Annotated in this window: 24 protein-coding genes; 1 reads left to right on the forward strand and 23 read right to left on the reverse strand. The window is 71.3% G+C overall.

Annotated elements, in window-relative coordinates; translation table 11 throughout:
• From ACOJUJ_RS21065 to ACOJUJ_RS21120, 12 genes are all read right to left on the reverse strand, one after another.
• Positions 1 to 607 (reverse strand): 3-phosphoshikimate 1-carboxyvinyltransferase (locus ACOJUJ_RS21065; protein WP_420128883.1); only part of this gene is annotated, 607 nt, incomplete at its 3' end.
• Positions 608 to 845: 238 nt separating this feature from the next.
• Positions 846 to 1,148 carry a hypothetical protein gene (locus tag ACOJUJ_RS21070; protein WP_420128884.1) on the reverse strand — a complete coding sequence of 101 codons (303 nt, stop codon included), beginning with the start codon at positions 1,146 to 1,148 and terminating at the stop codon, positions 846 to 848.
• Between the two features lie 86 nt (positions 1,149 to 1,234).
• Positions 1,235 to 1,810, reverse strand: coding sequence for a hypothetical protein (locus ACOJUJ_RS21075; protein WP_420128885.1), 576 nt, complete (start codon positions 1,808 to 1,810; stop codon positions 1,235 to 1,237).
• A gap of 40 nt (positions 1,811 to 1,850) precedes the next feature.
• The gene (locus ACOJUJ_RS21080; RefSeq protein ID WP_420128886.1) at positions 1,851 to 2,627 is read right to left on the reverse strand and encodes a type III pantothenate kinase; all 777 of its coding nucleotides are present in this window, start codon (positions 2,625 to 2,627) and stop codon (positions 1,851 to 1,853) included.
• A gap of 65 nt (positions 2,628 to 2,692) precedes the next feature.
• Positions 2,693 to 3,040, reverse strand: a complete 348-nt coding sequence (locus ACOJUJ_RS21085; RefSeq protein ID WP_420128887.1) for a Txe/YoeB family addiction module toxin — start codon at positions 3,038 to 3,040, stop codon at positions 2,693 to 2,695.
• A complete protein-coding gene (locus tag ACOJUJ_RS21090; RefSeq protein WP_420128888.1) occupies positions 3,006 to 3,215 on the reverse strand; it encodes a hypothetical protein in 210 nt (69 codons plus the stop codon). The genes ACOJUJ_RS21085 and ACOJUJ_RS21090 overlap by 35 nt, the downstream gene beginning before the upstream one ends.
• Before the next feature lie 184 nt (positions 3,216 to 3,399).
• On the reverse strand, positions 3,400 to 4,200 hold the full coding sequence (locus tag ACOJUJ_RS21095; protein ID WP_420128889.1) for a biotin--[acetyl-CoA-carboxylase] ligase: 801 nt from the start codon (positions 4,198 to 4,200) through the stop codon (positions 3,400 to 3,402).
• Positions 4,197 to 5,045, reverse strand: coding sequence for a carboxylating nicotinate-nucleotide diphosphorylase (gene nadC, locus ACOJUJ_RS21100; RefSeq protein ID WP_420128890.1), 849 nt, complete (start codon positions 5,043 to 5,045; stop codon positions 4,197 to 4,199). The genes ACOJUJ_RS21095 and nadC overlap by 4 nt, the downstream gene beginning before the upstream one ends.
• On the reverse strand, positions 5,045 to 6,220 hold the full coding sequence (bshA, locus tag ACOJUJ_RS21105; protein WP_420128891.1) for an N-acetyl-alpha-D-glucosaminyl L-malate synthase BshA: 1,176 nt from the start codon (positions 6,218 to 6,220) through the stop codon (positions 5,045 to 5,047). The genes nadC and bshA overlap by 1 nt, the downstream gene beginning before the upstream one ends.
• A 72-nt stretch (positions 6,221 to 6,292) precedes the next feature.
• A complete protein-coding gene (locus tag ACOJUJ_RS21110) occupies positions 6,293 to 7,492 on the reverse strand; it encodes a glycosyltransferase family 4 protein (RefSeq protein ID WP_420128892.1) in 1,200 nt (399 codons plus the stop codon).
• Between the two features lie 364 nt (positions 7,493 to 7,856).
• A complete protein-coding gene (locus ACOJUJ_RS21115; protein WP_420128893.1) occupies positions 7,857 to 9,404 on the reverse strand; it encodes a lipopolysaccharide biosynthesis protein in 1,548 nt (515 codons plus the stop codon).
• Positions 9,401 to 10,315 (reverse strand): glycosyltransferase family 2 protein, encoded by a 915-nt coding sequence (locus ACOJUJ_RS21120; RefSeq protein ID WP_420128894.1) that lies wholly within the window; start codon positions 10,313 to 10,315, stop codon positions 9,401 to 9,403. Before ACOJUJ_RS21120 ends, ACOJUJ_RS21115 begins: the two co-directional genes overlap by 4 nt.
• A 105-nt stretch (positions 10,316 to 10,420) precedes the next feature.
• Here ACOJUJ_RS21120 and ACOJUJ_RS21125 point away from each other — a divergent pair, with 105 nt between their 5' ends.
• Complete coding sequence (locus ACOJUJ_RS21125; protein WP_420128895.1) at positions 10,421 to 11,224, forward strand: FkbM family methyltransferase; 804 nt, start codon at positions 10,421 to 10,423, stop codon at positions 11,222 to 11,224.
• Positions 11,225 to 11,799: 575 nt separating this feature from the next.
• Here ACOJUJ_RS21125 and ACOJUJ_RS21130 read toward each other — a convergent pair.
• From ACOJUJ_RS21130 to ACOJUJ_RS21180, 11 genes are all read right to left on the reverse strand, one after another.
• Positions 11,800 to 12,750, reverse strand: coding sequence for a class I SAM-dependent methyltransferase (locus tag ACOJUJ_RS21130; protein ID WP_420128896.1), 951 nt, complete (start codon positions 12,748 to 12,750; stop codon positions 11,800 to 11,802).
• Positions 12,747 to 13,889: a glycosyltransferase family 4 protein gene (locus ACOJUJ_RS21135; protein ID WP_420128897.1), complete on the reverse strand. Its 1,143-nt coding sequence runs from the start codon at positions 13,887 to 13,889 to the stop codon at positions 12,747 to 12,749. Before ACOJUJ_RS21135 ends, ACOJUJ_RS21130 begins: the two co-directional genes overlap by 4 nt.
• The gene (locus ACOJUJ_RS21140; RefSeq protein ID WP_420128898.1) at positions 13,886 to 15,280 is read right to left on the reverse strand and encodes a hypothetical protein; all 1,395 of its coding nucleotides are present in this window, start codon (positions 15,278 to 15,280) and stop codon (positions 13,886 to 13,888) included. Before ACOJUJ_RS21140 ends, ACOJUJ_RS21135 begins: the two co-directional genes overlap by 4 nt.
• Entirely contained in the window at positions 15,277 to 16,203 is a 927-nt protein-coding gene (locus ACOJUJ_RS21145) for an FkbM family methyltransferase (protein WP_420128899.1), read from the reverse strand. The genes ACOJUJ_RS21140 and ACOJUJ_RS21145 overlap by 4 nt, the downstream gene beginning before the upstream one ends.
• Positions 16,196 to 16,870, reverse strand: a complete 675-nt coding sequence (locus ACOJUJ_RS21150; protein WP_420128900.1) for a class I SAM-dependent methyltransferase — start codon at positions 16,868 to 16,870, stop codon at positions 16,196 to 16,198. Before ACOJUJ_RS21150 ends, ACOJUJ_RS21145 begins: the two co-directional genes overlap by 8 nt.
• 468 nt (positions 16,871 to 17,338) lie before the next feature.
• On the reverse strand, positions 17,339 to 18,508 hold the full coding sequence (locus tag ACOJUJ_RS21155; RefSeq protein ID WP_420128901.1) for a glycosyltransferase family 4 protein: 1,170 nt from the start codon (positions 18,506 to 18,508) through the stop codon (positions 17,339 to 17,341).
• Positions 18,505 to 19,509 carry a hypothetical protein gene (locus tag ACOJUJ_RS21160; RefSeq protein WP_420128902.1) on the reverse strand — a complete coding sequence of 335 codons (1,005 nt, stop codon included), beginning with the start codon at positions 19,507 to 19,509 and terminating at the stop codon, positions 18,505 to 18,507. The genes ACOJUJ_RS21155 and ACOJUJ_RS21160 overlap by 4 nt, the downstream gene beginning before the upstream one ends.
• A gap of 91 nt (positions 19,510 to 19,600) precedes the next feature.
• Entirely contained in the window at positions 19,601 to 20,476 is an 876-nt protein-coding gene (locus ACOJUJ_RS21165; protein WP_420128903.1) for a hypothetical protein, read from the reverse strand.
• 18 nt (positions 20,477 to 20,494) lie between these two features.
• Positions 20,495 to 21,817, reverse strand: a complete 1,323-nt coding sequence (locus ACOJUJ_RS21170) for a glycosyltransferase family 4 protein (RefSeq protein ID WP_420128904.1) — start codon at positions 21,815 to 21,817, stop codon at positions 20,495 to 20,497.
• Complete coding sequence (locus ACOJUJ_RS21175) at positions 21,804 to 23,306, reverse strand: MraY family glycosyltransferase (RefSeq protein ID WP_420128905.1); 1,503 nt, start codon at positions 23,304 to 23,306, stop codon at positions 21,804 to 21,806. The genes ACOJUJ_RS21170 and ACOJUJ_RS21175 overlap by 14 nt, the downstream gene beginning before the upstream one ends.
• Positions 23,307 to 23,588: 282 nt before the next feature.
• Positions 23,589 to 24,518, reverse strand: a complete 930-nt coding sequence (locus ACOJUJ_RS21180) for a ribose-phosphate diphosphokinase (RefSeq protein WP_420128906.1) — start codon at positions 24,516 to 24,518, stop codon at positions 23,589 to 23,591.
• Between the last annotated feature and the right edge of the window lie 352 nt (positions 24,519 to 24,870).

Raw genomic sequence — 24,870 nt, forward strand, 5'->3', positions numbered from 1 at the left:
CCAGGGCGGCCAGCAGCCGCTCCGGGGGGTCGCGCGAGAGCGCCGGCTCGGTGACCGAGACGGGGACGCCCGCGCCCACCCCGGCCAGCAGGACCGCGCTTTTGATCTGCGCGCTCGCCTTGGGCGACGCGTAGTCGAGCGGGGAGAGCGCGCCGCCCTCCACCTCGATCGGGAGGCGGCCGGGCTCCCCCAGCTCGCGGAAGACGGCGCCCATCCGCGCCAGCGGCTCGGTGATGCGCCGCATGGGGCGGCCGCTCAGCGAGTCGTCGCCGGTCAGCGTGCTGGCGAACGGGCGGCTGGCGAGCAGGCCCATCATTAGCCGCGACGTGGTTCCGCTGTTGCCGCAGTCCAGCCACGCCGCGGGCGCAGTCCACGCATCGATCCCGCGGCCGTGGACGCGGATCTCGGAGCCGTCCGCAGGCAGGTCCGGCACGTCGCACCCCAGCGCGCGCAGCACGGACGCGGTGCTGCGGCAGTCCTCGCCGGGCAGCAAGCCGCGCAGCCGGCTTTCGCCCCGCGCGGCGGCGCTGAACATCAGCGCGCGGTGGGTGAGGGACTTGTCGCCGGGAACGGTGACGTCGCCGGACACGTGCAGTCGGGTGGGCATGCCGCAAAAGCTACCCGCCGCCTCCCGCGCCCCGCAACCGCCCGCCTGGCCAACGCGACACCGGAAGCCCATCGCCGGCTCCCCGTCTCCCATATCCACCAGAATGCGCGGGAGGCCGTCGACTTCCCCAAGGGAGCGCTGCGCACAGGCGAACGCAACATCATCGGCCGCGTACGGTCGAAGGGCCTCGCCTGCCCAGCGGAGGGGCTGGACGTAGTTGATGATCGGAGCGGACGCGCTACCGGCGCAGCCGCGGGTCAGAATGCCGCCGCTGCCCGGCGCGGAATCCACGCAGTGCCAGGCCAAAGATCTGGGCGGGCAGCGTGACGTGCCCGCTGCGCGCCGCGGCGATGAACCAGATTCCCAGTGCGATCCAGCCGACGGCCAGGAACGCCAGCCGCACTCCGTCCGTGGAAACACGAGTCTGAAAGAGTGCCACGGCGCAGGCGACAAGGGTACCGATGCCCATCAGCAGCAGAAGCGGGCCAACGATCCACGCCACGCTGCGAAACGTGCCCGATACGCGCGGAAAATCTTGCATGGGGTAGGAGATGGGTAGGCGATCGGGGGCTCGACGCGTTCTCAACTCCTTACGGCGTGAGTCGTCGCGGGTTTCGCGCCGGCGGCTTATCCGCGGCCGGCGGAGGCGCGGCGCAGCCAGAGCGCGCCCGGCCGCGGCGACACGGTGCGGCGCTCCCCGCCAGGCCCCGCCCCGATGCGGGCGAGACGCGCCGCCCGCCACTCGGGCGTGACGGAGCGATGCCTGGGGCGCCGGGCCTCCAGACGCGCGTCGACCCAGAACTCCCGGCGGCGAGCCCACAGGTAATGCACTGCACCCATTACCATCATCGTCCCTACGATGACGATCCCGTCCTCGGGCGTAAGCGTCCCGAACAGCAGTTCGCCCAGCCCCACTGCCATTGCCGGCACCAACCATCCCATGACGAAGAACCACACCCAGCACTTGAACCGCCGCATCCCATCCGCCAGATACCCGATACCGGCGCACACCAGTACGCCGAGAACTACAATCAGAACCCACTCCCCCACTTCATACGCGTCGTACGCCGGGGCAAGCACCGACCATCCCAGCACGGTAGCGCCCATTCCGTGAACCAGCAGCACCAGTATGTGCCCGCGGGCGTCGTGCTCTGGCGGCGCGACACCCAGCATCTCGGGGAGCGGAGCGTCTGGATCGTACATCGTTCGACGTGGATGAAATCCTCTGCGCCCCCAGGCCGGTTCAGCCGGCGCCAGCCAGGTGCTCGCGCGCGAATTCCAGGCCGTAGAGCGTAAGGAATGGCTCGATCTTCTGCACCGTGCGGCAGTGGGGGCCGATGAGCTCGGCCAGGCCGCCGGTGGCGACCACGAGAAGCTGGTCCGATCCCCATTCCTCACGGATGCGGGTGACCGTGCCGTCGATGGCGTCCACGGCGCCCCAGAACACCCCGCTCTGGATGCACGCCTCCGTGCGCCGGCCGATCACCTTCTGCGGCGGGACCAGCTCCACGCGCGGCAGCTTGGCCGTGCGCTCGGTAAGGTTGCTGGCCGCCGTCTTTACGCCCGGCGAGATCACTCCGCCGATGAACACGCAGTCGCGGGTGATGCAGTCAAAGGTGGTCGCCGTCCCCAGGTCCACCACCACGGTGTCGGCGGCGTACATGCGCAACGCCGCCAGCGTGTTGACGATGCGGTCGGCGCCCACGGTAAGCGGCTCCTCCACGTCAAGGCGGATAGGGAGGGACGTGCGCGCCGTCACCGCCACCGCCTCCACGCGCAGGTAGCGCCGGCACGCCTCCGCCAGCGTAAGGGTGAGCGCGGGGACCACGGAGCCGATGGTGGCCGCGCGCACCGGCGTCCCGCCGGCGCCGGCGGCGCTCATCAGCTGCGTGAGCATCAGCCCGTACTCGTCCGCGGTGCGGCGGCCGTCGGTGGAGACGCGCCAGTGCCCACGCAGGCTGGTGTCCTGGAACCAGCCGATCACCGTCTCCGTGTTGCCGACGTCGAAAACCAGGTCCATGGTGTAAAGTGCGAGAGGGCGAGAGTGCGGAAGTGCGAAAGTGCGAACACTACGATCCACTCTCTTCAGCGTCGCTCGTAATGCCAACGAGCAGCAAGGAAGTACACGGATGCTCCCTGCACCAGATAGATCAGGCGATCCGAGTCGGTAATCCTCCGGGACCAGCTACCAAGCTTGTCGTGTTTCAGCCCTTCCGGCTTACCTGTTCCGAAATACGGATCGCGAACGATTTCCTCGACCAGACGCATCACCCGCAGTGCGGTTCGCGGACTGGAGCCGATCCACCAGGCAAGATCCTGCCGAAACCGGCTAAACACGATCGCCTGCCGATCTTCCTTGGGAACGGCAGGCGACGTGGCGGGCTCGTCCGCGCGGCGCTTAGCGGCGGTCATAATCGAACCGCTGCTTGACATGTGGCACTTCCGGGACGACGCCCCACGCCAGTAGCTGTTGCGCCGCGCGACGCAGGATCTCCTGCATCACGGGTGACTGCTGCAGCATGAGCGTGGTCTCGTTGCGCTCTCGGCCACGACGGAGGCCGGCGTTCCACATGGGGGCAATGCGTGGGCGGCAGATTTGGGTCGCCATGTCTCGTCCGCGTTCGGGTGTCGATACGCATCAACGATGAGGCAGAATCCAGCCGCCGTCAAGTCCGTCCAGAACGCGCCACAGGTGCGCACACGCTCGTTCCCACGCCTGCCGCATCGCTGTTGAAAATCACGCGGATCGAAGTCTCTCAAGCGCTCCTTTTGAACAGGCCAACTCGCGCTCCTCAGCCCGCCAGCCGCACCGTGCCGGAGGTCACGGTCCGCAGGACGCCGTCGGGATCGCGGAGGAGGAGAGCGCCGGCGGGGCTGACGCCCAGGGCGGTGCCGGCGGTCTCCTGCGCGCCGGTGACGCGAACGGGGCGGCCTTCAAGCGCGTCGCGGCGGCGCAGGGCCTCGAGCATCGCGCCGGTGAGCTGCGACGGCGGATTGCGCAGCGCACGGGCGACGGCGGCGGCCACGGCGCCCGCCACCTCCACCCGCGCCGGCTCCCACCCCGCGACGATGCGCAGACTGGTCGCGGTCTCGCGCACGTCGTCGGGGAAGTCGCCGGGAGCGTGCAGCACGTTCAGGCCAATGCCGACAATCACGCTTCCCGGCCGCGCGCCGTCCCAGCTCCCTTCACACAGGATGCCGGCGATCTTGCGTCCGGCCAGCTGCAGGTCGTTGGGCCACTTGAGCTGCGTCACTGCGGGGCGCACAAAGGCGTCCACCGCCTCAGCGGCGGCCAGGCCCACCAGCAGCGGCAGCAGCCCCGGCGCCGGGAGGGAGGCGGGGCGCGCCACCATCGACATCCACACCCCCACCCCCGGCGGCGAGGCCCAGGCGCGGCCGCTCCTGCCCCGCCCCGCCGTCTGCTCCTCCGCCAGCACCAGCGTGCCGTGCGGCGCCCCGCCGTCCGCCAGCGCGCGCGCAGCGTCGTTCGTCGAGCGGACACGGGCGAACAGGTGCACGGAGGGCAGCCCCCAGCGCGCCGCAAGCTCCTCGGCCGCGACGCCTTCCCAGCGGTCGGCGACGAGGTCCGTCACGCGGCGCGCAGCTGCAGCGACAGGTCCAGCGACGGCGCCGAGTGCGTCAGCGCGCCGATGGAGATAAAGTCCACCCCCGTCTGCGCGTAGCCGTGGATGGTGTCCAGCGTGATGCCGCCGGACGCCTCCGTCTCCGGCCGCGGATCTGCGGCGCGGACGAGATCCACCGCCTGACGCATCAGCGGCGGGTCCATGTTGTCGAACATGACGCGGTCCGCGCCGGCCGCCAGCGCCTCGCGCACCTCGTCCAGCGTGGTGGTCTCCACCTCCACCTTCAGCCCGCGCTCGTTCTGCCGGCGGACGGCCTTCACCGCCGCGGTGATCCCGCCCGCCGCGGCGATGTGGTTGTCCTTGATCATCACCATGTCGTGAAGGCCAAAGCGGTGGTTCGCGCCGCCACCGGAGACGACCGCCGCCTTTTCCAGCGCGCGCATCCCCGGCGTCGTCTTGCGGGTGTCGATGACGCGCGCGCCGGTGCCCTCCACCGCGCGCACGTAGCGCCGCGTGACCGTGGCCACGCCGGACAGGCGCTGCATGAAGTTGAGCGCCGTCCGCTCCGCCGTCAGGATCGAGCGCGCGGAGCCGAGGACGGTCATCGCGACGTCGCCGGGCTCCACGGCGGTCCCATCCACCACACCCACCGAGACTTCCAGGGAGGGATCCACGCGACGGAAAACCTCCGCGGCCACCTCGGAGCCGGCAATCACCCCCGGCGACTTGGCGACGATGCGCGCCTCGGCCCGGCGCTCCTCGGGCACGGTCCACAGCGTGGTGAAATCCCCCGGGCCCACGTCTTCGGCCAGGGCGGCGTCGATCAGGGCAAAGGCGCTCGACGGAAGCGGCATCAGTCGTCCCCCGCGGTGGCGAGAAGTGATTCGGCGGGGGGCGCGGGGGCATCCGCCAGGACACGCTCGTAGTAGCGCTCGTATTGGGGGACGATCACGTCCACGCCAAAGCGCTCGGCGGCCACCTTCTGCGAGGCGACGCTCATCGCCAGCCACTTGCGGTTGTCGCGGAGGATGGAGACGCCCATCTCCGCCATCGCCTCCACGTCGCCCACGCTGCCCATGTGCCCGGTCACCCCGTCCTCCACCACCTCGGGCAGGCCGCCCGCGTTGGACGAGACCACGGGAACGCCGCTGGCCATGGCCTCCAGGGCGACGAGGCCGAACGACTCGCTGGCGGAGGGAAGGAGCAGCAGGTCGGCGCAGGTCATCAGCTCGGCCACCGAATCCTGCTTGCCCAGAAAGATCACGCGGTCGGTGATCCCCAGCGCCTCGGCCTCCGCGGTCGCGGTGGGACGCTCGGGGCCGTCGCCGACGAACATGAGCTTGCTGGGAATCTGCTTGTGGATGCGCGCGAAGATGCGCACCACGTCGGCGATACGCTTGACGGTGCGAAAGTTGGAGACGTGCATCACCAGCATCTCGTCCGGCCGCAGAAAGGTTTCCTTGCGGCAGGGGAACGATCCGCGGCGGTAAAGCCTGGGATCCACGAAGTTGTGGATGACCTCGATGGTGTCGCCCGGCACGCGAAAGCGGTCCACCGTCTCGCGCTTCAGGTAGTCCGACACGGCGGTGATGCCGTCGGACTTCTGGATGGAGAAGCGGGTGATGTCGAAGTAGCTGCGCTCCTGGCCCACCAGCGTAATGTCGGTGCCGTGCAGCGTAGTCACGATTTTGAGCGGGTGCCCGGAGCCCAGCATCTCCCTGGCGATCCAGGCGCTGGTGGCGTGCGGGATGGCGTAGTGCACGTGCAGCAGGTCCAGCTCCGCGCGCAGCGCCACCTCGTGCATCATCGCGGCGAGGGAAAGCGAGTAGTTGTTGTGCTCGAACAGCGGGTAGCGCGTGGTCTCCACCTCGTGAAAGTACACGCGCGGCATGAAGTGCGGCAGGCGGAACGGCTGGGCGTACGAGATGAAGTGGATCTCGTGCCCGCGCTTCGAAAGCTCGATCCCCAGCTCGGTGGCGATGGCGCCGGAGCCGCCGTAGGTGGGGTAGCAGGTGATGCCGATCTTCATGGAATGGAAGTGTCCAGTGCCAGGGGTCAAGTGCCCGGTGGATCGTGCCGAATGACGTGCCCGGCGCCCGGATCAGGCGTCCGATGGATCGTCTGCCCGCCGTTCCCGGGCACTGGGCACCTGATCGTGGGCACCGCCTTTCAGTATCGCGCCAAGCCGCGCGGCGTAGCGATCGAAGGATGCAATCTGCGTAATCCGGGCCCGCGCCGCACCTCCCAGGCGGGCGCGGAGCTGCGCGTCGTTCACCAGGCGGCGCAGCGCGTCGGCCAGCGCGCGCGGATCGTCCGGGGGGACGAGGAGGCCGGTGGCGCCGTGCTGCACGATCTCGGGGACGGCGTTGATGCGCGTGCCGATGGCGGGGAGCCCGGCGGCGGCGGCCTCCTGGAACACCATCCCGAACGCCTCGCCGCGGGTGGGCATGGCGAACACGTCCGCGTGGCGCCACAGGTCGAACCACGCCGGCGTGTACGCGCGCACGCCGCGGTAGACGTTGACGTTGCCCGCGTCCAGCGCCGACACCCCGGGCCAGTCCGTCACCACGTCCAGCGCCGCGCGCTCCGCGAACCCGCCCTCGCGCCACGCCTCAAGCAGCGCGGGCCCGCCCTTGCGCATCCAGTCGCCGCCGATGAACAGCACGCGCACCGGCCGCGCCGGGCTGCGCGCGGCGCGCTGCTCCACCCACGCCGCGTCAAAGCCGTCCAGCGGCACGGGGTACGGCATCACGTGCACGCGGTCTGCCAGCTCCGGCTGCTCGCGCAGCAGGTCGTCCGCGGCCCAGCGCGAGGTGGCGGTAATGGCGGCGGCCGCGCGAAAGACGCGCCGGTCCATCACGGCGTTGGGCGCGAAGTCCAGCCGCGCCAGCCCCGCCGGCACCTCGCCGCTGGCCAGCCGCTGCGTCACGTCGATGGAGACGACGGACCGCGTCCGCCTCATCCGGCCCAGGCTGGCGTACGCCGTGGCCTGGGTGTGAAAGTGGATGACGTCGAACGCCTTGCCCTGCCGCTCCAGCGCGCCGATCCGCCGGGCGGCCAGCACGCCGGAATGCAGTTCGTGCCGCAAGCGCGGCAGCGCCAGCGACGCCGCGGCGGACGAGCCGGGCGCCGGACCCGCGCACATCACGCGGCGGATGACGCGCTCCGCCGTGGTCAGCTCCGCGCTCAGGTCCAGGTGCGTGGCCTGGATGGACGGATCGCGCTCCGCCACGTCGCGGAACAGGCGCGCGACGGAGGCGTGGCCCAGGATGCCGGAGTTGACGAAGAGGGCGCGGGTCATGGGGCGATGCCCCCGCCGGGCCGCAACGGCATCACGCTGGGCAGAATTTGGCGCGAGCGGCGGCGCCCCCTCCGCTCGCTCAGGCTCGCACCTCCCCCCAAAAACCCTGGGGGAGGTTGGAGTAGCCGACGAATCGGGGCACGGCAAACGGCATCGAACTGCGTCCGCCGAGGTGCCCCTCCCCCGGCCCCTCCCCGTTCGTTCCTCACGGAGAGGGGAGACTTCGATCGCGCCTCGAAACGCGCCGGTGTATCGGCCTCGCCAACCCCTCCCCCGGGGTTGGGGGAGGGGTCGCCGGCCGTCGCGAGGAACGAGCGAAAGGCCCGGCGGGGGAGAGGGTCCTGGCGGAAACGCGCGTGAGCCCTCATGGCAGCGGGACTCCCGCGCCGCCGTGCTCGGGCACCAGCCGCAGGCGCGCCAGGATCGGGCGCAGCCGCGCGGGGAACGGCAGGTCCTGGTACAGCGGGCGCATCCACCACACGTACAGCATCCCCAGCACGGGCGCCATCAGCAGCGGCGGCCATACGGACGCGCGCCATCCCGCCACCCCCACGGCCAGGCCCAGGAGCAGCAGGAGGATGGCGCGCGTGGACCACGGCCCCAGCGCGCCGCGCCACAGCTGCGCCTGGCCCAGGCCGGTCACGCGGCGCAGAAAGTAGGCGCCCGCGGGATACGCCACCAGCGCCGTGCTGATCACCGCGGCTGCGGCCACGCCGGGAAGGCCGTAGGCGCGGCCCAGCAGGATGGCCGCGCCCAGGTGCACCACGCCCTGGGCCACGGAGACGAAGCCGATCTGCACGCGCGCGCCCAGCGTGGACGCCGTGGTCGCCAGCGCGTGCGCCAGCGACAGTGCCACGGCGCCCAGGGCGACCAGCGCGTTGGTCGCCAGCCCGGCGAACTTGTCGGGGCCCACCCAGAGCGAGACGAAGCTGGGATTGAAGGCCAGCACCCCGCAGGCGACGGCCCCCGCGCCGATCAGCGTAAGGCGCAGGATGGAGATCACGATCTCCCGCGCGCGGTCGGCCCGGCCCTCGCCCTTGAGCTGGGCCAGGCCCACCAGTCCGGCGTCCGGGATCTGCCAGCTCATCTGCGTGGCCACGTCCGCCAGGCGCGCGGTGAGTGCGTACGTAACGGCGGCCACGGGGCCGGCTACGGCGAGGATCACCAGGTTGCTGGTGGCCGAGATCATCCGCCACCCCAGCCCCGCCACCCATCCGCCGATCCCCTGCGCCGTCACGCTTCCCAGCAGCCGCAGCGACGGCCAGCGCCAGCCCGTCATAAGCTCCGGGGCGATGCGCCGCGCGCGGAACACGCTGGCGCAGGCGGCCAGCAGGGTGGGCACCGTGGCGGCGGCGGCCAGCGCGTACAGCCCCTGCCCCGCCACCAGCAGGCCGATGATGAGCACCACGTTCAGCACCGGAACCGCGATCCCCATCCGCCCCGCGAAGGTCACGTCCTGCAGGCCGACCAGCAGCGCATGAAAGACGCGCACCGGGTACGCGGCCGCCATCCCCGCCACCAGCAGCATCAGCGGCCCCATCACCTGCGCGTGCTGCGCGTCCGACACGCCGGTGAGGCCCGGCGCCAGGGCCAGCAGCCCCAGCGCCAGCGCGGCAAAGGCTACGGCGGCCAGCGTGGCCGCCACCACGCCCGCGCTCACCAGGCGGCGCATCTCGTCGCGATCCTGTCGCCCGTCCGCCTCGGCGATCAGCCAGGGGAGCACACCCAGCACGCCCAGGTCGGCCATGGCGCTGTACGCCACCAGCTCGCCAAAGCCCAGCCACACGCCGTACGCCTCGCTCCCCACGCTGCGCAAAACGAAGGGGACCACCAGGATGCCGGACGCCAGCGCCAGCCCGAACTGCAGGTAGCCAAAGCCGGCGGCGATCCCCGCCCGGCGCGTGCGGCTCACGCGGCGTCCCGGCGGCCCGCCGCAAAGCGCGCCACCTGCCGCGCCGTGGCCGCCCACCCCGCCGGCGACGCCCGCCGCAGCCACGACGTCCGCGCGCGGCTGTCCTCCGCGCGAATGGCGTCCATCCAGCGCGAGTAAAACAGGCTGCCGTTCCTCAGGCCGATCTCCATCCGCCGCTGCGAAGGGGTGCGCGCGTAGGTGGTGCTGAGCTGGTGCACGTACGCGCCGTCGCGCTCGTAGCCGTGCGTGGCCACCTTCCAACCCGCCGCGCGGATGCGATAGGCGAGGTCGGATTCGTCCCATTCCGTCGGGCGATACGCGGGGTCCAGCGGCCCCACGCGGTCGATGCACGCCTTGCGGACGATCCACGGGCGCATGACGCCGTCCACCTCGAACAGCCGCGCCCAGTTGAGCGGCGCGGGGCCCAGCGTGCTCTCCATCCGCCGCCAGTCCACCGTGTCCTCCCAGGTGCGCACCGGCTCTTCGACGGGATGGTAAAGGAGGCCGCGGCTCAGGCTGAGCATCCCGATCTCGTCGTAGGCGCGAAAGGTGGTCAGCAGTTCGGGGACGAACCAGCGGGCGCGGACGAACATGTCGTCGTGCCAGCTGAGCACCAGCGGCCCGCGCGCCTCGGCAAAGCCGCGGTTGGTGCACACCAGCTCGTGCGCGTCGTCCTCGTGCGCCACCCGCAGGGGCGGGCCGTCCCAGCCGCGGGCGGTGAGATCGGCCAGGAACTCCGGCGTGCCGTCGGTGCAGCCGTCCTCCACCACGATCAGCTCCACCGGCTGGTCCGCGGCAAAGCGGCGCCACGATTCCAGCGCCCGCCGCAGCACCGGCAGGTTGTCGTGCGTGGCGATGACGACGGAAAGCTCGATCCCCGCGTCCCTCGAATCCCCAGTCCTGCCGCTCACCCGTTCACCCTGTCACACGTTCACCCCGTCACCACGCGCTGCCCTCGCCAGCGAGCGGATGCGGACGTAAGATTCTCCCCAACCCATTCGACGGGACGAAACAGGATGCTTCCACGCTGGGCCCGTGCCGCGGCCCATCCCGGCCGCGCGGCCGAAGTCGTACGCGCGCTCGCCTCCTTCAGCAACGGCGCCACGCTGGTGCGCGCCTACCTGCACTTGGCGGAGCCCGCGTATCCGTTCACCCTGCGCGCCCGCTCCGGCGCGGTCGTCCGCGTTGAAAGCTGGCACGACGCGGCGACGGCGTGGGTCGTGTTCTGCCGTCAGGAGTACGCGGTGCCAGAAAAGGCGCTGTGCATCGTGGACGTGGGCGCCAACTGGGGCGCGTTCACGCTCTACGCCGCGCGGCGGGCGCCCAACGCCCGGGTGTTCTCCGTCGAGCCGCATCCCCACGAGCACCCGCGGCTGCTGCGCAACGTGGCCAACAACGGGCTGGGCGCGCGCGTCACCGTCTGGCGGCACGCCGTGGCGGCGGAGCCGGGAATGCGGTGGATGGATGCGGACCCCGCGCACCCCAGCCCCTCTCGCGGCATTCACCCGGCGAATGCGGCGTCCCCTCCCGCATCGGTGCAGGTGGAGGCCGTTACCCTGGCCCAGGTGCTGGACCGCGCCCGCGACGTGGCGGGCGTACCGAGCATCGACCTGGTAAAGATGGACATCGAGGGGGCCGAGCACGAGGTGCTGCCCCACCTGCCGCCCGAGGCGCTGGCGTCGGTGAACGCATGGCAGATGGAGTACCACCCCAACGGCCCCAAGGCCCCGCTCTTTGCCGCCCTGCAGCGCGCCGGCCTGCGCCTGGTCCGCGACGACGAGTCCACCCCAGATTCCGGCGTCGCGCATTTTCGGCGGTAGCCCTCCGGTCCGGCAACCTTCGAACTGGCGTCGACAGCGCCCCCTCCGGGCTCGTAAACCTCGCCCACCTCCCCCAAAAAACCCTGGGGGAGGTTGCGCGTTGCCGAAGGATCGAGCTACGTCGGCGAGGGTGCCCCTCCCCCGGCCCCTCCCCGTTCGTTCCTCACGGAGAGGGGAGAATTCGATCCCGCTGCGACACACTCCCTGCCGTTCTCCCTCCCCCACGCAGTTTGTGGGGGAGGGCCGGGGAGGGGGGCCGCCTACCATCCCGCTCCAGTTCACCCGCAGCGCTCCGCACCCTGCGTCACCCCAACCTCCCCCAGGTTTTTTTGGGGGAGGTGCGAGCCTAAGCGAGCGGAGGGGGCGTGCCCCTCGCGCCGCGCCATCCGCAGCACTCCGATCTCAACCCCACACCAACCTCCCCCGGCAGTTTCGGGGGAGGTGGGCCGGTGGTGCCGGCCCGGAGGGGGCGCGCCCCTCGCACCGCCTGGTCCGAAGCACTCCACCGCCTGTGCCGTTTATACCCTCTCCCGCTTGCGGGAGAGGGTGCGAGCCTCAGCGAGCGGGTGAGGGCCCTACACGAACGCCCGCGCGTACGCCTGAAGGTTCATCGCCAGCGGCGTGCGCGTGCCGCCGGGGATCAGCCGCGCGGCGGCCGTCATCCCGCGGCGCAGGGCGACCTGGCCGGCGCGGGCGGCACCCTCGCCCGGCGGCGGCAGAACGGGCGCGGCGGTGGTGATGGACACGTCCACGAACCCCGCGCGCTCCAGCGCCATCCGCAGCGATCCGGCCGTGAAGTGCGACACGTGCACCAGGTTGTCCGCCACCGTGGGCCGGTACCCGCGAACGACGCGCCCGCGGATGCGCTCCTTCATCCACTGGTGCGGGCCGTGCGGCACCTTGACGGCGATCCATCCGCCCGGCTCCAGCACGGCCCGGATCCCCTGCAGCGCGTCCACCGGCTCCGCGATGTGCTCCAGCACGTCGATCAGCGTGACCGCGGCGTAGCGGCGGCCTTCCGCGATCAGGTCGCGCAGGTCCGCGCGGTGCACGGGCAGGCCGGTGGCGCGGGCCGCGTACTCCGAGGTGCGCGGGTTCAGCTCCACGCCTTCCGCGCGCCACCCGGCCTCCGCCGCCACCTGGATAAGCCGCCCCACGTGCGCGCCCAGATCCAGCAGCGTCCGTTTCCGCTGCGGCACGCGCTCGGACAGCTGGGCCACCACCTCGCGGAAGATGAGGTCCTTCGTCCCGTCGGTAAACTCCGTCTCCATCCACTCTTCGGACCAGCGCTGGTCGTACATCCGCCCGAAGTAGTCCGGCAGCGACGGCAGCGCCGCGGGCTGCCCGAACCCGCACGTCCGGCAGCGGACGAGATCGACGGTGGCGCCGGTGTAGCGCGCCAGCTCCGGGTCCTGTTCCGCGTACAGCGAGAACTCGAAGATGGCGCGCGTCACCGGCGTCATCCGGGTCCCCCCGCAGATCCAGCAGGCGCCCGTGGGCGTAAATCCGGCGTGCGTCTCCGTCACGAAAGCGCCTCCAGGATGATGGTCGTCATCAGCCGCGCCATGTCGTCCCAGGTGCGCGACCGCAGCTCGGCGCTCAGCGCCAGGGCCGCGTCGCGGTGGATGTGGATGGAGCCGCGCCACGCCCGCAGCCTCTGCGCCAGCTCCGCCGCGTCGTCCGGATCGCCGACCAGCAGGCCGTGCATGGATTCCGGGATCCGCTCCGCCACGCCCGCGTTCGCGCTGACGATGGCGGGGAGCCCGCAGCACAGCGCCTCCTGCACGGCCAGGCCGAAGGCCTCGTAGCGCGTGGGCGCCGCCATGGCGTCCGCGGCCCACAGCACCCGCCGCACGTCCGGCTGAAAGCCCAGAAAGAGGATGCGGTCCGCCAGCCCCGCCTCCGCCGCGCGCCGGCGCCACGCCTCCAGCTCCCCACCCGCGCCAACGACGGCCAGCCGCGCGTCCCACGACCCGTCCGCGCAGAGCCGCGTCCACGCGTCGAACAGCGTGTCGAACCCCTTGCGCCGGTCCCCCAGCGCGCCGACAAAGCAGACCACCGGCGCGTCGTCCATCCATCCCAGCCCCCGCCGCGCCTCCGCCCGCTCCTCCGCGGACGGCGGGCGAAAGCGCTCGGGATCCGAACCGTAGTGGACAAAGTAGGCAGAATCCGGGTTCGCGCCGAGCAGATCGGTCGCGTGCCGCTGCGTGAGCGCCGAGTTGCTGACGGTGACTCGCGCGCCTCGGACGACGGCCCGCTCGTCGCGCAGCGCCTTGGATCGCGACGCGGAGGCCATCATCCGCCGCAGCGGCTGTCCGGCCACCTGCGGTGCGTACGCGGCGTGGACGTAGTGCAGCCAGACGGCGTTCCCCGCGCGGCAGTTGCCGCCGTTCGCCAGCACGACGGGATTCCGTCCGCCCAGCGACTTGGCCACGCGGCGGCCGGCCCGGTCCAGCAGGGGAAAGCCCAGGGTGTGGGAGCCCAGGGGACGCGGGACGGGGTGGAAGCGGATGTTGGGCAGCGCCGCCAGGTCGTCCGCGACGCGGTGCGCCACCAGGTGCGTCTCCGTTCCGCTCCGCGCCAGGTACCGGGCGAGCGCGTGGTTGGCCGCGTCCATCCCGCCGGTGCGGACGAAGTCGCCGGCCACGATCACCCAGGGCCTCACCGCGCCGGGACCGCGGCCGCCGCCGCCGACTGCCGGGCGTGGCGCGCGGCGGCGAACAGGGTGGCGTTCAGCAGCCAGAACTCCATCCCCGACTGGGACAGAAAGATGGGATACGAAAAGGTGAGCGCCGTGGCCCCCACGCTGTACGCCAGGACGATGGCGCCCCAGAACGGCAGGTCGTGCGCCTCCGGCGAGGGCGGGCGCGCGCGCGCCGTGCGCCACACCGTCAGCAGCGCGATGGCGATCGTCAGCAGGTACGTCACCAGCAGCGGCGCGCCCCCGTCCACGATCCACCCCGCCCACTGGATCTCCACCCACACGTTCTTCGTCGGCGCGCCGCTGCCGAAGTACGTGGCCGTCATCCCCCAGTGCCCCAGCCCCTCGCCGAACGGCGCGTTGGGAAGGGTCTTGACGATGGCGTCTTCCAGGAAGCGGCCGCGGTTCTCGTAGTACACCTGCGTGGGGCGGTTGCGCACCAGCGTGCCCATGCGGTTGGCTACGTCCGCGCCCGCCATGTTGCGCGCGGCAACGTAGCCGGCCAGCACCATCACCCCCAGCCCCGCCACCAGCGTCGACAGCCGCCGCACGTCCCGCCGCCAGAGCAGGATCCCCACGACGGCCACCAGGCTGATCCCCGTCATCACCACCAGCGCGCGGATCTGCGACAGGTACAGGCAGGCCACGCCCAGCCCGATGCTGGCCAGCGACACCGCCATGACGCCCGGCGTGCGGCGGGTGAGAAAAAAGCCCACGCCCAGCAGCACCGCGTACAGCCCGGAGATGGCGGCCCCGCCCGGCACGTCCGTAAGCCCCATGGGCCGCAGCACGCGCTGGCCCGTGGCGGTGGTGATCTTGAGGGATTCGATGTAGTCCTGGCCCTTGGACTCGATCACCGCCGAAACGGGCGGCTGAAAGGTGCCGGGGCGATACACCTGCATCACCCCGATCCCCGCGCTGAAGGTGTGAAAGACCCACAGGATGACGACGGCGCGGCGCAGCATCCCCAGGTCGATGCTGGTGAGCCGCGGCACCCAGAAAAGCGGCCCCAGCACCGCCGCGTACAGGGCCACCTGCGCCACGCCGGCCTCCAGGCCGCGCGTTTCGGGGTGAAAGACGCAGATGCCCAGCACCGCCAGCGCCAGCACCGCCGGGCCGGACGCGGGGTGCGCCGAGCCGCGCCCGCGCAGCCCGAACACCAGCGCCAGGCTGGCCCCGAACGCCGCCATGCGCACCAGCATGCGCGCCCAGCCAATGTCGCCGCTGATCAGCACCAGCTGGCACAGCATCTGGAACACGATGAACGCCGGCACCCACGGAAACGCCGCGCGCGGCCGGGCCCGGGGGCTGCCGTACGGCGCGGCGTAGGGAAGCGGGCGCGCGACGGTGTTCACGCGATCTCCATCCCCGGCAGCGTCCACAGCACGTGGGGCCACGTCCCCGCCAGCACCGCGTCGTCCAGCGGACGCAGCGAGGGCGCGGCCGCCGCGCCGTAGTACGCCCGCCGCGCCGCCTCCGCCGACTCCTCCACCAGCCAGCCGCGGTATCCCGCCGCGCGCATCGCGTCCGACATCGCGGCGAACTCCCGCGCGAAGTCCGCGTGCTCCCACGGGTGCAGCTCCACCATCACCCGCCGGTAGCGGCCCGCGTGCAGCCCGTCGCGCATCCCCCGCAGCACCCGCCCTTCCGCGCCCTCTACGTCCACCTTGACCAGATCCATGGCGTCGATTCCCACGCCGTCGAGCACCTGGTCCAGCGGCGCGCACGGCACCTGGAAGGACGGCCCGGTCGCGGACGATGCGCGGGTGATGGACGACACGCCCCAGTTTCCCCCGTCCTCCGAAAAGCCGGAAAGCGTCGCCGTCCCCGCGGCGTCCGACGCCGCCACCTCCCGCACCTGAACGTTGGCCAGCGCGTTCATCGCCACGTTGGCGCGCAGCACGGCGGCGATCCGGGGATGCGGTTCCAGCGCCACCACGCGCCCCGCGCTCCCCACCCGGGCCGCGCCGAACAGCGTGAAGTAGCCAAGGTTTGCCCCCACATCCACGAAGGTGCCGCCGGCGGGGAGCGCCCGGCGCACCAGCGCCGCCTCCAGGGGGGCGTAGCCGCCAGTCAGGCACATCTCCCGCGCCACCAAGTCCCGCAGGTCGCAGCGGTAGGCCATCCCTCCCGCCTGGCCGCCCAGCCGGTCCACGAACGGAGCAAGCGGCACCCGCGCCAGCGTTTCAAAGGCGCGAAAGCGGCCGGCGGGAAGCCGGCGGATGACGGCGCGCGCGGCGCGAAACCAGGCCGGCGGCGGGCGCAGGATCTCAGACATGCGGCTTGCGTCCCGCCAGCAGAAGGTTGTCGCTGAACGCGCGCGGAAAGGCGCGGGAAACGGCGGAGGGCCAGTGTCTTCCGGTGGAGGGCACCCGCCCACTCCCGCTGTACTCGATCGCCACGTCGGTCAGCCCGCACTCCGCCGCCATCCGCCGCAGGTCCACGGCCAGCAGCGCCGTCAGGTGCGCGGGATACGAGGTGTCGGTGAACGCCGCGTGCTCGTCCCGCAGCACAAAGCGGGTCTTGCTAAGCAGGCTGTGCTGGTTGGGCGTGGTGATGACGACCCATCCGCCCGGTTTGGCCAGCCGGGCCAGCATGCGGACAAAGGCGCGCGGGTTCTCCAGGTGCTCGATGGTCTCCACCCCCGCCGCAACGTCCGCGACGCCGTCCGCCAGCGGCGCGTCGCCGCGGTCCAGGTCCAGCGCGATGAACTCGCCGTCCGCGGGAAAGCCGTCGTAGCGAAGGACGTCCACGCCCACGTAGCGGCCAAAGTGGTTGCGGACGTGCGGCCACAGCAGCCCCGATCCGCACCCCACGTCCACCAGCGTGCCGCCCCCCGGATGCCGCGCGCGGACGGCCCGTTCCACCATGCGGTAGATGGCGTCGCCGCTGGCGCCCAGGCTGCGGCGCGCGCGCTCTTCCGTGCTGTGGGTGGGTTGCGTCATCCGCGCGTGGAGAACTTCGGATCGAGGACCAGGGCCGTGCGAGCGGGGAATCTACTCACCTGTTCCCATCGGTGACCAGATGCAGGCGAGGGTTGTAGCCCGGGGGGAGGGAGGATGACGATGGCGATTCCGGCCAGGTGAGTTGCCGGAGCCGGCAAGGGCGAATGGATTCGCTGCAACAACCACACGAAATCCGCCTGCGCGGATTGGCGGGCGCGGGGTTGTTCACGGGCCCGTGCGCGTGGAGGGATGGGCCGAAGAGCGATTGAAATTGCGGCAACAACGTCACGCTGTCCGCCTGCGCGGACAATCGGTCCGCCGGCTCCCTGCCGCGCGATCAGCCTGGCCGTGGCCGCCTTTTGCCGTTGAAGCCCCGCGGCAGTTTGCGGGGCTTATCGCTTTCCCAGCAGCGGATTGATCCGCTCATCACCGGCGGGCCTCGGTGGCGGGGCTCACGCCTGCGCGGGCTCAGCCGTAGCCAGGCGCCGCCGAACCCGCACCCGTCACCACCGCCGCGAGCACGTCCCGCAGCTTCGTGGTCTGCTGATGCGGATCGCACAGCGCGCGGGCGTGCGCCGGGCCCGCGGCGCCGAGTTGTCCGCGCAGGGCGGCATCGGCGATCAGCCGGCGGAGGGCATCCGCCAGCGCGGCGGGGTCCCGCGGCGGCACCAGGATGCCGCACGCCGCGTCCACGATCTCCTTCGCCCCGCCGATGGCCGTGGCTACGACGGGGAGCCGCGCGTGCATCGCCTCGACGAAGGCGATGCCGAACGGCTCGGGGCCCAGGTTCGGTTGGCAGAGGACGTCGGCGGCGGCCATCAGCGCGGGCACGTCATCGCGCTGGCCCAGGAAGCGGATGCGCGGCGCGACGCCCAGGCTCTGCGCCAGCGCGTACATCTCCGCCAGGTGCGCCTCCTCGTGCGGCCGCTGCGCGCCGCCGGCGATCCACGCCGTCCATCCATCGACACCGCGCAGGCGGCCCAGCCCCTCGATCAGCAGCCGGTGCCCTTTCCACGGCTCCATCCGGCTCGCCTGCAGGATGACGATGTCGTCCACCGGCGTCTCCAGCCGCGCCCGCATCTGCCCGCGATCCACCGCCACCACGCCCGACGCCGGCACGGGGGGATAGATGACGTCGGACGCCAGCCGCTTCCACAGCAGTGGCAGCGTTCCCCGCGCGAACTCGCTGGTGCAGATGGCGCGCGCCGGCCGCGTCCGCTTGGCGAATCCATCCGCCCACGTGGTTCCCGTCACCGCGTCGTGCAGCCAGAAGACGACGGGGATACCGCGCGTCATCGCCACGTCCCCGAACAGCCCCTGCGTCCACGACGAATGGCAGATCACCACGTCCGGCCGCGCATCCTCCAGCAGCCGCCCCAGCCGCCGCCGCGCCCGCACCACCGTCCACGGCCGGCTCATCCGCACCGCGCCCAGCATCTGCAGCGGCGCACCCGCGGCGCGGGTCTCCTCCGCCAGCCGCCCCTCGAAGCACAGCGCGAAACTCTGCTCCAGCCCCTCGACGCGCGTCGCGGCAAAGGTGACCAGCATCCGCTCCACCCCGCCGTACAGGTTGCCGGGATAGACGTGCAGCGCGCGAAGGGGCGGCGCGGCACCCCGATCATCACCCGCGAGGCTCACTCGGACCGCGTCATCAGCGTGCGCAGCAACTCGTCCACAAACGCCGTCACGTCCCGCAGCGTGTCTGACGAAGGGGGAAAGGTCGCGCGCACCTTCAGCAAGAAGCCGGGGAACGCATACAGGTAGTAGTGCGAGTCCACCACCTGGCCTTCCCGGCGCATCTTGAGCGTCAGGTGACGGCCGTACGCCCACGGCGCGCCGGCACCCGGCTGGGGCCGCTCGTCGCGCACCACCGTGGCCTCCTCGAAGTGCCCCGCCCGCACCAGCTCCGGAAACCCGGCCACAAAGCCGTCTGCCTCGGTGTTCACCGCGCACGCCGCGTCGCACGCCGAGTCCACGCGCATTCCGGGATACACGTAGATGTCCACGTAGCGGCCGTCGTCGCGGGCGTAGCGCACGTTGCTGCCCAGGCGCGGGTCGGGGTAGTCCTGCCGGCCCACCATCCGGAACTTGCCCACGGCTTCCGGCGCATGCACCGTTTCCCGCTCGCGCGCAACGGGCGTCAGCGGATCGACGCCGGCGGCGCGCAGGCTGTCCAGCGCCTCGGGCAGGCCCGTCGCCAGCATGCTGGCCGAGAGCAGCTCCACCATCGTGCCGATGTCATCGGGGCCGCCCTTGGCCGGAGGCACCTTGCACAGCACGCGCGCGCCCACCTCCACGGCGGTGGAGTCGCCGCGCGCCTCGGTTTCCACCGACAGCTGCACGCCAGGATGCTCGTCGCCGTGCCAGTCTTCCTCCTCCACCTCCCGCAACCAGGTGAACCGCGGTTGCACGTTCCACCTGCCCAGCCCCTCGGGAGAACCGCCGATCGCATAGCCCTGCACCTGCAGCAGCGAATCCAGCGTCGCCGCCACGCGGGTGGGATGCGCCAGCACCGCCACGGACACCGCCATTCCGCTGTCGTCTGCCTCCCCATGCCGGCAACCGGGCGTCTGGGCCGACAGGTGCCCGGCCGTGAGCAGCGCAGCCGCGCAGAGGAGAGAGCGAAGACGTGAGATCATGGCAAGAAAGAAGGGAGAAGAGATCGTGGAAGATACCGAAGTTGGCGGCGGGCGTTCGGCTCAATCAATCAACGGACCGCCGCCCGAGGAATCAGTTGAGCAGAGAAACCTCCAGATCGAATTTCACAGATTCGGCTCGGAACCTTTCCTGCACCTCATCGAGCCAGGATCCCGGGTGGAACAGGTAGGTGTCAGCGGCATCCGAACTCATCACGTTGATGATGGGGTTCGCCAGCACGAAGTCGGCGTACACCACCTCACGGAAACGATTTCTGTTCGACCACTCGCCCCTGATCACCACGACCTGTCTCGTGCGTTCGAAGGTCCGAGCAGGAAACGGCGCGGCGGCCGCTGATTCGCGTACGACACGTACCATCAGCGCCTCCAGCCGGTCCAGGCGCTCCAAGATGAACTGATCCGCATCGGTCGCGGCTACTTCGCGCATCACCAGCGCTTGTGCACCACGATAGACCGGGTTATCTGGCTGCTGGTCCTCCATGGCGGACACCGAGATCCTGCGCAGATTACCTGCGAGCTCCAGGACGCCTGCCATGTCATTCGTGTAGAAGATCGTCCGCTCGTCGGCGACGTCGAAGGGCAGCTTCGTACCCCGTTCGGCCACGATCACCACGGGCAGGCGCTTGGCGTGCCGCACCGCGAGCTCGTACATGACGTTCGGGTTGAGCTCGGTCAGATTCGCAACCACGAGGTCCGCCGAAAGCAGTAGCTCAATGACGTGATGGGTGATTGAACCAGCTTTCGAGATGCGGTGGGCGACTTCGACGTCGAATTTAAGTTCGCGCAGTGTCGGCTCAATGACCGCATCCACAAGGCCATCGATCGCCCGGCGGGTTGGCGACGCGTCATCACCTATGGGGGTAATGACGAAACACGTCTTTGCCTTTTCGGGTTCATCGGCAGCCTTCTTCGGGGCAGTCTTCGTTGTGCTTCCTGTTCCTTCCCCCATGATGCGTGCTGTTGATGGTCAACGGCTCGACGTCAGCGAACGATAGAGCGGCGCCACCTCGGCGGCGAGGCGGGCGCGGTCGAAGCGGCGGACGGCGGTCTCGCGGCCGGCGCGGCCCAGGCGGTCGCGCAGCACGGGGTCCAGCGCCAACTGGCGGATCGCCTCCGACATCCCCTCAACATCCCCCGGCTGCACGGCCAGCGCGTCGTGGCCGGGGGTCACGATCTCCCCCGCCCCGCCGGCGGCGCTGGCCACCACCGCGTGCCCGCACGCCATCGCCTCCGCGATCACCAGCCCGAACGGCTCCGGCTGTGTGCTTGCGTGCACCACCACGTCCAGCGCGCGGATGGCCGACGCCGCGTCGTCGGCAAAGCCGGCAAAGCCCACGCGGTCCGCGATCCCCAGCGCCTCCGCCTGCGCGCGCAGGTCCTCCGCGCTCACCTCGCTCCCCGCCGTGCGGTAGATGCCGCCGCCCACCACGTACGCGCGCACCGGCAGTTCCCCAGGCAGCGCGGCGATGGCGCGCAGGAACACGCCGTGCCCCTTCCACCGGCCCATCGTGGCCACCAGCCCCACCCGGATCGTCCCCGCCGGGGCCGGCGGCAGCCCCGCGGCGGCATCCAGGTCCATCACCGGCCCGATCTGCCGGAAGCGGTGCAGGTCCACCGCGTTGTACACCGTCCGCAGGGGGACGTCGGGCCCCACGATCGCCGCGGCGTCCTCCGCCACGGAGCGGGACACGGCGATCACCCCGTCCACGCGCCCGGCCGAGCGCCGCAGCAGCCCCGCCATGGCCCGGCGTGTGGAGACGAAGTCGTGCAGGTGCCAGACGAGCCGAGCCCCCGCCGGAGCCGCCCGCGCGCCCAGCAGGTGCATCTTGAAGCCGTTGGTGTGCACCACGTCCGGCCGCAGTTCCGCCAGCAGCCCCCGCAGCCGCGACACGTAGCGCGCGGCGCCCGGCCCCGCCCGCAGCATCCCCAGCAGCAGCGAAAGCGCACCGCCCCGCCCGCCCGCCGCCGACGCGCCCGCGTCCCCCAGCCCGGCCAGCGCGGCGGGAAAGGCCAGCACGTCCGCGTCCACCCCCAGCGCGCGCACCCCGGCCAGCAGCGGCCCCTCCTCCGGCGCCACCACCGCCAGCCGCCATTCCGGCTCCGCCGAGCGCAGGCTGGCCAGCAGGTCCAGCAGCGCGCGCTCCGCCCCGCCCACCGCGGCCGAGGCGCTCAGGTAAACGATCGAGAGTGGCGGGCGCGCGGAAACGCCCGCGGACTCCACGGGGTCGGCGGGGATGAACTGGACGAGAGGAAGATCGGGAGCGGAGCCGTCCACGCTACGCGGAGGCACCGGACGGGTTGGGAACCCCGTGCGGGGCGGGATGCGGATCGGGGAGCGCCCGCGGCGGCGCGGGTGGGCCGGCCATCCAGTCGCGCACCGCGGTCGCCAGAACGCGCGCCGTGCGGTCGGCGGTGAGCATCCCCAGGTCGTCGGGGGCGTCGGCCCACAGGCGCAGCACCCACGGGTCCGGGGAGCCGGCTTCCACCGGCCAGTCCAGCTTCCACGCGCGGGGCGCCACGTCCGCCGGAAGCTCCGCCCGCGCACCCTCGCGCGACGACTCGCGGCAGACGCTGGCGTACAGCAGCCCCAGCGCGCCGGCGTTGTCCTGCAGGATGGCCTGCAGGTGCACCATCGACTCCGCCCGCGCCAGCACCTGCGCCACGTCGCGGGCGTGGATCTGGTCACGGATGCTGTGCCGCACGCGGCGCATCCCCGAGGTGACCACGGACCCGGCCTCCACGAACTCGTGATAGCCCAGGCGCTTGATGGCGAACAGCAGCAGCGCCACGCTGACCGCCGCGCCGCCCAGCGCCGTGATCGTCACCATCTTGGCCGGGCCAAAGGCCAGCACCACGCCCAGCACCGCCAGCGCCGCGGCAAACACGTACAGCAGCACCACCGCGCGCACGTGCGTCAGCCCGATCGCCATCAGCCGGTGGTGCAGGTGGTGCTCGTCGGCGCCAAAAACCGGCTTGCCGCGCAGCCAGCGGCGCAGGATGGAAAGGAGCGTGTCCAGCAGGGGAAGCGCCAGCATCAGCAGCGGCACGGCGGCCAGCACCGCCGTGGCGCTCTTGGTGGAGCCGTGCACCGAGAGCACCGCCACCATGAAGCCCACGAACTGGCTCCCCGAATCGCCCAGAAAGATGCGCGCGGGGCGAAAGTTGTAGCGCAGAAATCCCAGCAGCGCGCCGCCCAGCGCCGCGCAGACCACGGCGACCTCGGTGTTGCCCAGCATCCAGGCCACCACGAAGGTGCTGCCCAGCGCCACCAGCCCGATCCCCGTCGCCAGCCCGTCCAGCCCGTCGATCAGGTTGAAGGCGTTCACCACCGCCACGATCCACAGCATGGTGAGCGCCAGCGACAGCACCCCCACCTGCAGCGAGATGCCGGCGAACGACACCTGCTCGATGCGAAAGCCCACGCCGTACGCCACCACCGCGGCCAGGCACTGGGCCAGCAGCTTGCTCGTGGGCCGCAGGTCGTACAGGTCGTCCAGCAGCCCGGCGGCGAAGATGATCCACCCCGCCAGCAGCGTCCCGGCCAGGAACGCCGTCTCCGACGAGCCGCCCGCCAGCCCCGGCATGAGCGCCGCCGCGCCCAGCGCCGCCGTCGTGGCCAGGCACACGGCGATGCCGCCCAGCCGCGGAATGCGCGGCGCGTCCGGATCCGAGCCCGGACGCACGTGCCCGTAAACCCCACGCGTGGTCACCATCCGCACCACGGCGGGGGTCACCAGCAGGGCCGCGAGCACGGCGATGGCGAAGACGGAAAGGATCACGGGAGCGCTTCCGGGAGGGCGTGCGCACGACAAAAGGCGCTACATTCTGCGCAACTCGCGTGCATACAGGGTTTTACATTAGCTGCGCAAGTAGCGCTGGTCAAGGCTGATGCAAAATCGTGTAGCACTTTGAAGCAGATGTTTTTCGGGCCGCGACCGTCCGCGCACGAAGCGTGATTCCGCGCGCGGTATCTATCTCCTTCTCAGGTACGTGGATGGGACGGCGGATGGATTTTCGCGATGCCCCGACCCCGCGCGATCCGTGGACCGGGCCGGCTGGCGTCAGAACAGCTCCTGCAGCGAGCGGTCCCGCGTAAGCTGGCGAAGGGCGTGCGCCAGCAGCGGCGCCACCGAAACCACGCGCACGATCCCGCGCCGGTCCTCGCACGGCGGCACGGTGTCGGTGACGAACAGGCGCTCCACGCCGGCGTCGGCCAGGCGGTCCACGGCGTTGCGCAGCAGCAGGCCGTGGGTGGCGGATACCAGAAAGCTGGCCGCCCCCGCCTCGCGCAGCGCCACCACGCTTTCCACCAGGGTGCCGCCGGTGGAGATCATGTCGTCGATGATCAGGCAGGTGCGCCCCTCCACCTCGCCCACCAGGTGCGTTACCTGGGTGCGCGTGCCGGTTTCGCGGCGCTTGTGCAGCACGGCCAGCGGGCGGTCCAGCCGGGTGGCGTACTCCGTCGCCAGCTTGACCCGTCCCGCGTCGGGAGAAACGACCACGGCGTCCGCGGGAAGCTCCGTCCCCAGCGCGGCGCAGAGGGTGGGGACGGCGGTGAGCGTGTCGAAAGGACCCGGAAAGAAGCCTTCTACCTGGTCGGTGTGCAGGTCCAGCGTTACCACGTGGTCAATGCCGGCCGCGCGCATCAGCAGCGCCACCATGCTGGCGGTGATGGCCTCGCGGCGGCCGTGGCGCTTGTCGGAGCGCGCGTAGCCGTAGTAGGGGACGACGGCGTGGATGCGCCCCGCCGCCGCGCGCCGGCAGGCATCGGCGAACACCAGCAGCTCCATCACGTGGTCGTTCACCGGCGGGCAGGTGGGCTGCAGCAGGTACACGTCCTTGCCGCGCACCGACTCCATCACCTTTACGCTGGATTCTCCGTCGGGAAAGCGCTCCACTTCCGCCGCCCCCGGCTGCACCCCCAGCGCCTGCACCACCGCCGCCGCCAGCGCCGGGTTGGCGCTCCCCGCGAACACGATGAACTCCGCCATCCGCCTCCCCCGCTCCTCGTCCGTGATCCCCGCCGCTTGCCGCAATCGTTTGTAGCACGCGGCAGGCCCGGGCACAATGGAGCCTGCCCATCCGCCAAAAGATCGGGCCTCACACAGAGTCAACAGGGTCAACAGAGTTTGCTCATGTCGTTGCCCCTGCGCTCGCGATTCCGCAGAAAGATGATGCCTCACACGGAGTCAACGGAGTTAACCTCGGTTATTCACCTGAAACCAGACCTCAGGGTCATACAAAGAAAGAACCCATGTCGCATGTTCTTGAGCAGCGGTAGGATGGGTGGTGTCGAAGCAACCATCCGTCCGCGTACCCTCGAATACACGACATGGGTGAAGA

Source organism: Longimicrobium sp. (assembly GCF_048594345.1).
In the GTDB taxonomy this organism is placed as follows: Bacteria; Gemmatimonadota; Gemmatimonadetes; order Longimicrobiales; family Longimicrobiaceae; genus Longimicrobium.

Coding starts and splice junctions, on each gene's coding strand:
- ACOJUJ_RS21070 (WP_420128884.1), bottom strand. CDS start 1,148: ATGCAAGATTTTCCGCGCGTATCGGGCACGTTTCGCAGCGTGGCGTGG.
- ACOJUJ_RS21075 (WP_420128885.1), bottom strand. CDS start 1,810: ATGTACGATCCAGACGCTCCGCTCCCCGAGATGCTGGGTGTCGCGCCG.
- ACOJUJ_RS21080 (WP_420128886.1), bottom strand. CDS start 2,627: ATGGACCTGGTTTTCGACGTCGGCAACACGGAGACGGTGATCGGCTGG.
- ACOJUJ_RS21085 (WP_420128887.1), bottom strand. CDS start 3,040: ATGTCAAGCAGCGGTTCGATTATGACCGCCGCTAAGCGCCGCGCGGAC.
- ACOJUJ_RS21090 (WP_420128888.1), bottom strand. CDS start 3,215: ATGGCGACCCAAATCTGCCGCCCACGCATTGCCCCCATGTGGAACGCC.
- nadC (WP_420128890.1), bottom strand. CDS start 5,045: ATGCCGCTTCCGTCGAGCGCCTTTGCCCTGATCGACGCCGCCCTGGCC.
- bshA (WP_420128891.1), bottom strand. CDS start 6,220: ATGAAGATCGGCATCACCTGCTACCCCACCTACGGCGGCTCCGGCGCC.
- ACOJUJ_RS21110 (WP_420128892.1), bottom strand. CDS start 7,492: ATGACCCGCGCCCTCTTCGTCAACTCCGGCATCCTGGGCCACGCCTCC.
- ACOJUJ_RS21125 (WP_420128895.1), top strand. CDS start 10,421: ATGCTTCCACGCTGGGCCCGTGCCGCGGCCCATCCCGGCCGCGCGGCC.
- ACOJUJ_RS21145 (WP_420128899.1), bottom strand. CDS start 16,203: ATGTCTGAGATCCTGCGCCCGCCGCCGGCCTGGTTTCGCGCCGCGCGC.
- ACOJUJ_RS21150 (WP_420128900.1), bottom strand. CDS start 16,870: ATGACGCAACCCACCCACAGCACGGAAGAGCGCGCGCGCCGCAGCCTG.
- ACOJUJ_RS21160 (WP_420128902.1), bottom strand. CDS start 19,509: ATGATCTCACGTCTTCGCTCTCTCCTCTGCGCGGCTGCGCTGCTCACG.
- ACOJUJ_RS21165 (WP_420128903.1), bottom strand. CDS start 20,476: ATGGGGGAAGGAACAGGAAGCACAACGAAGACTGCCCCGAAGAAGGCT.
- ACOJUJ_RS21180 (WP_420128906.1), bottom strand. CDS start 24,518: ATGGCGGAGTTCATCGTGTTCGCGGGGAGCGCCAACCCGGCGCTGGCG.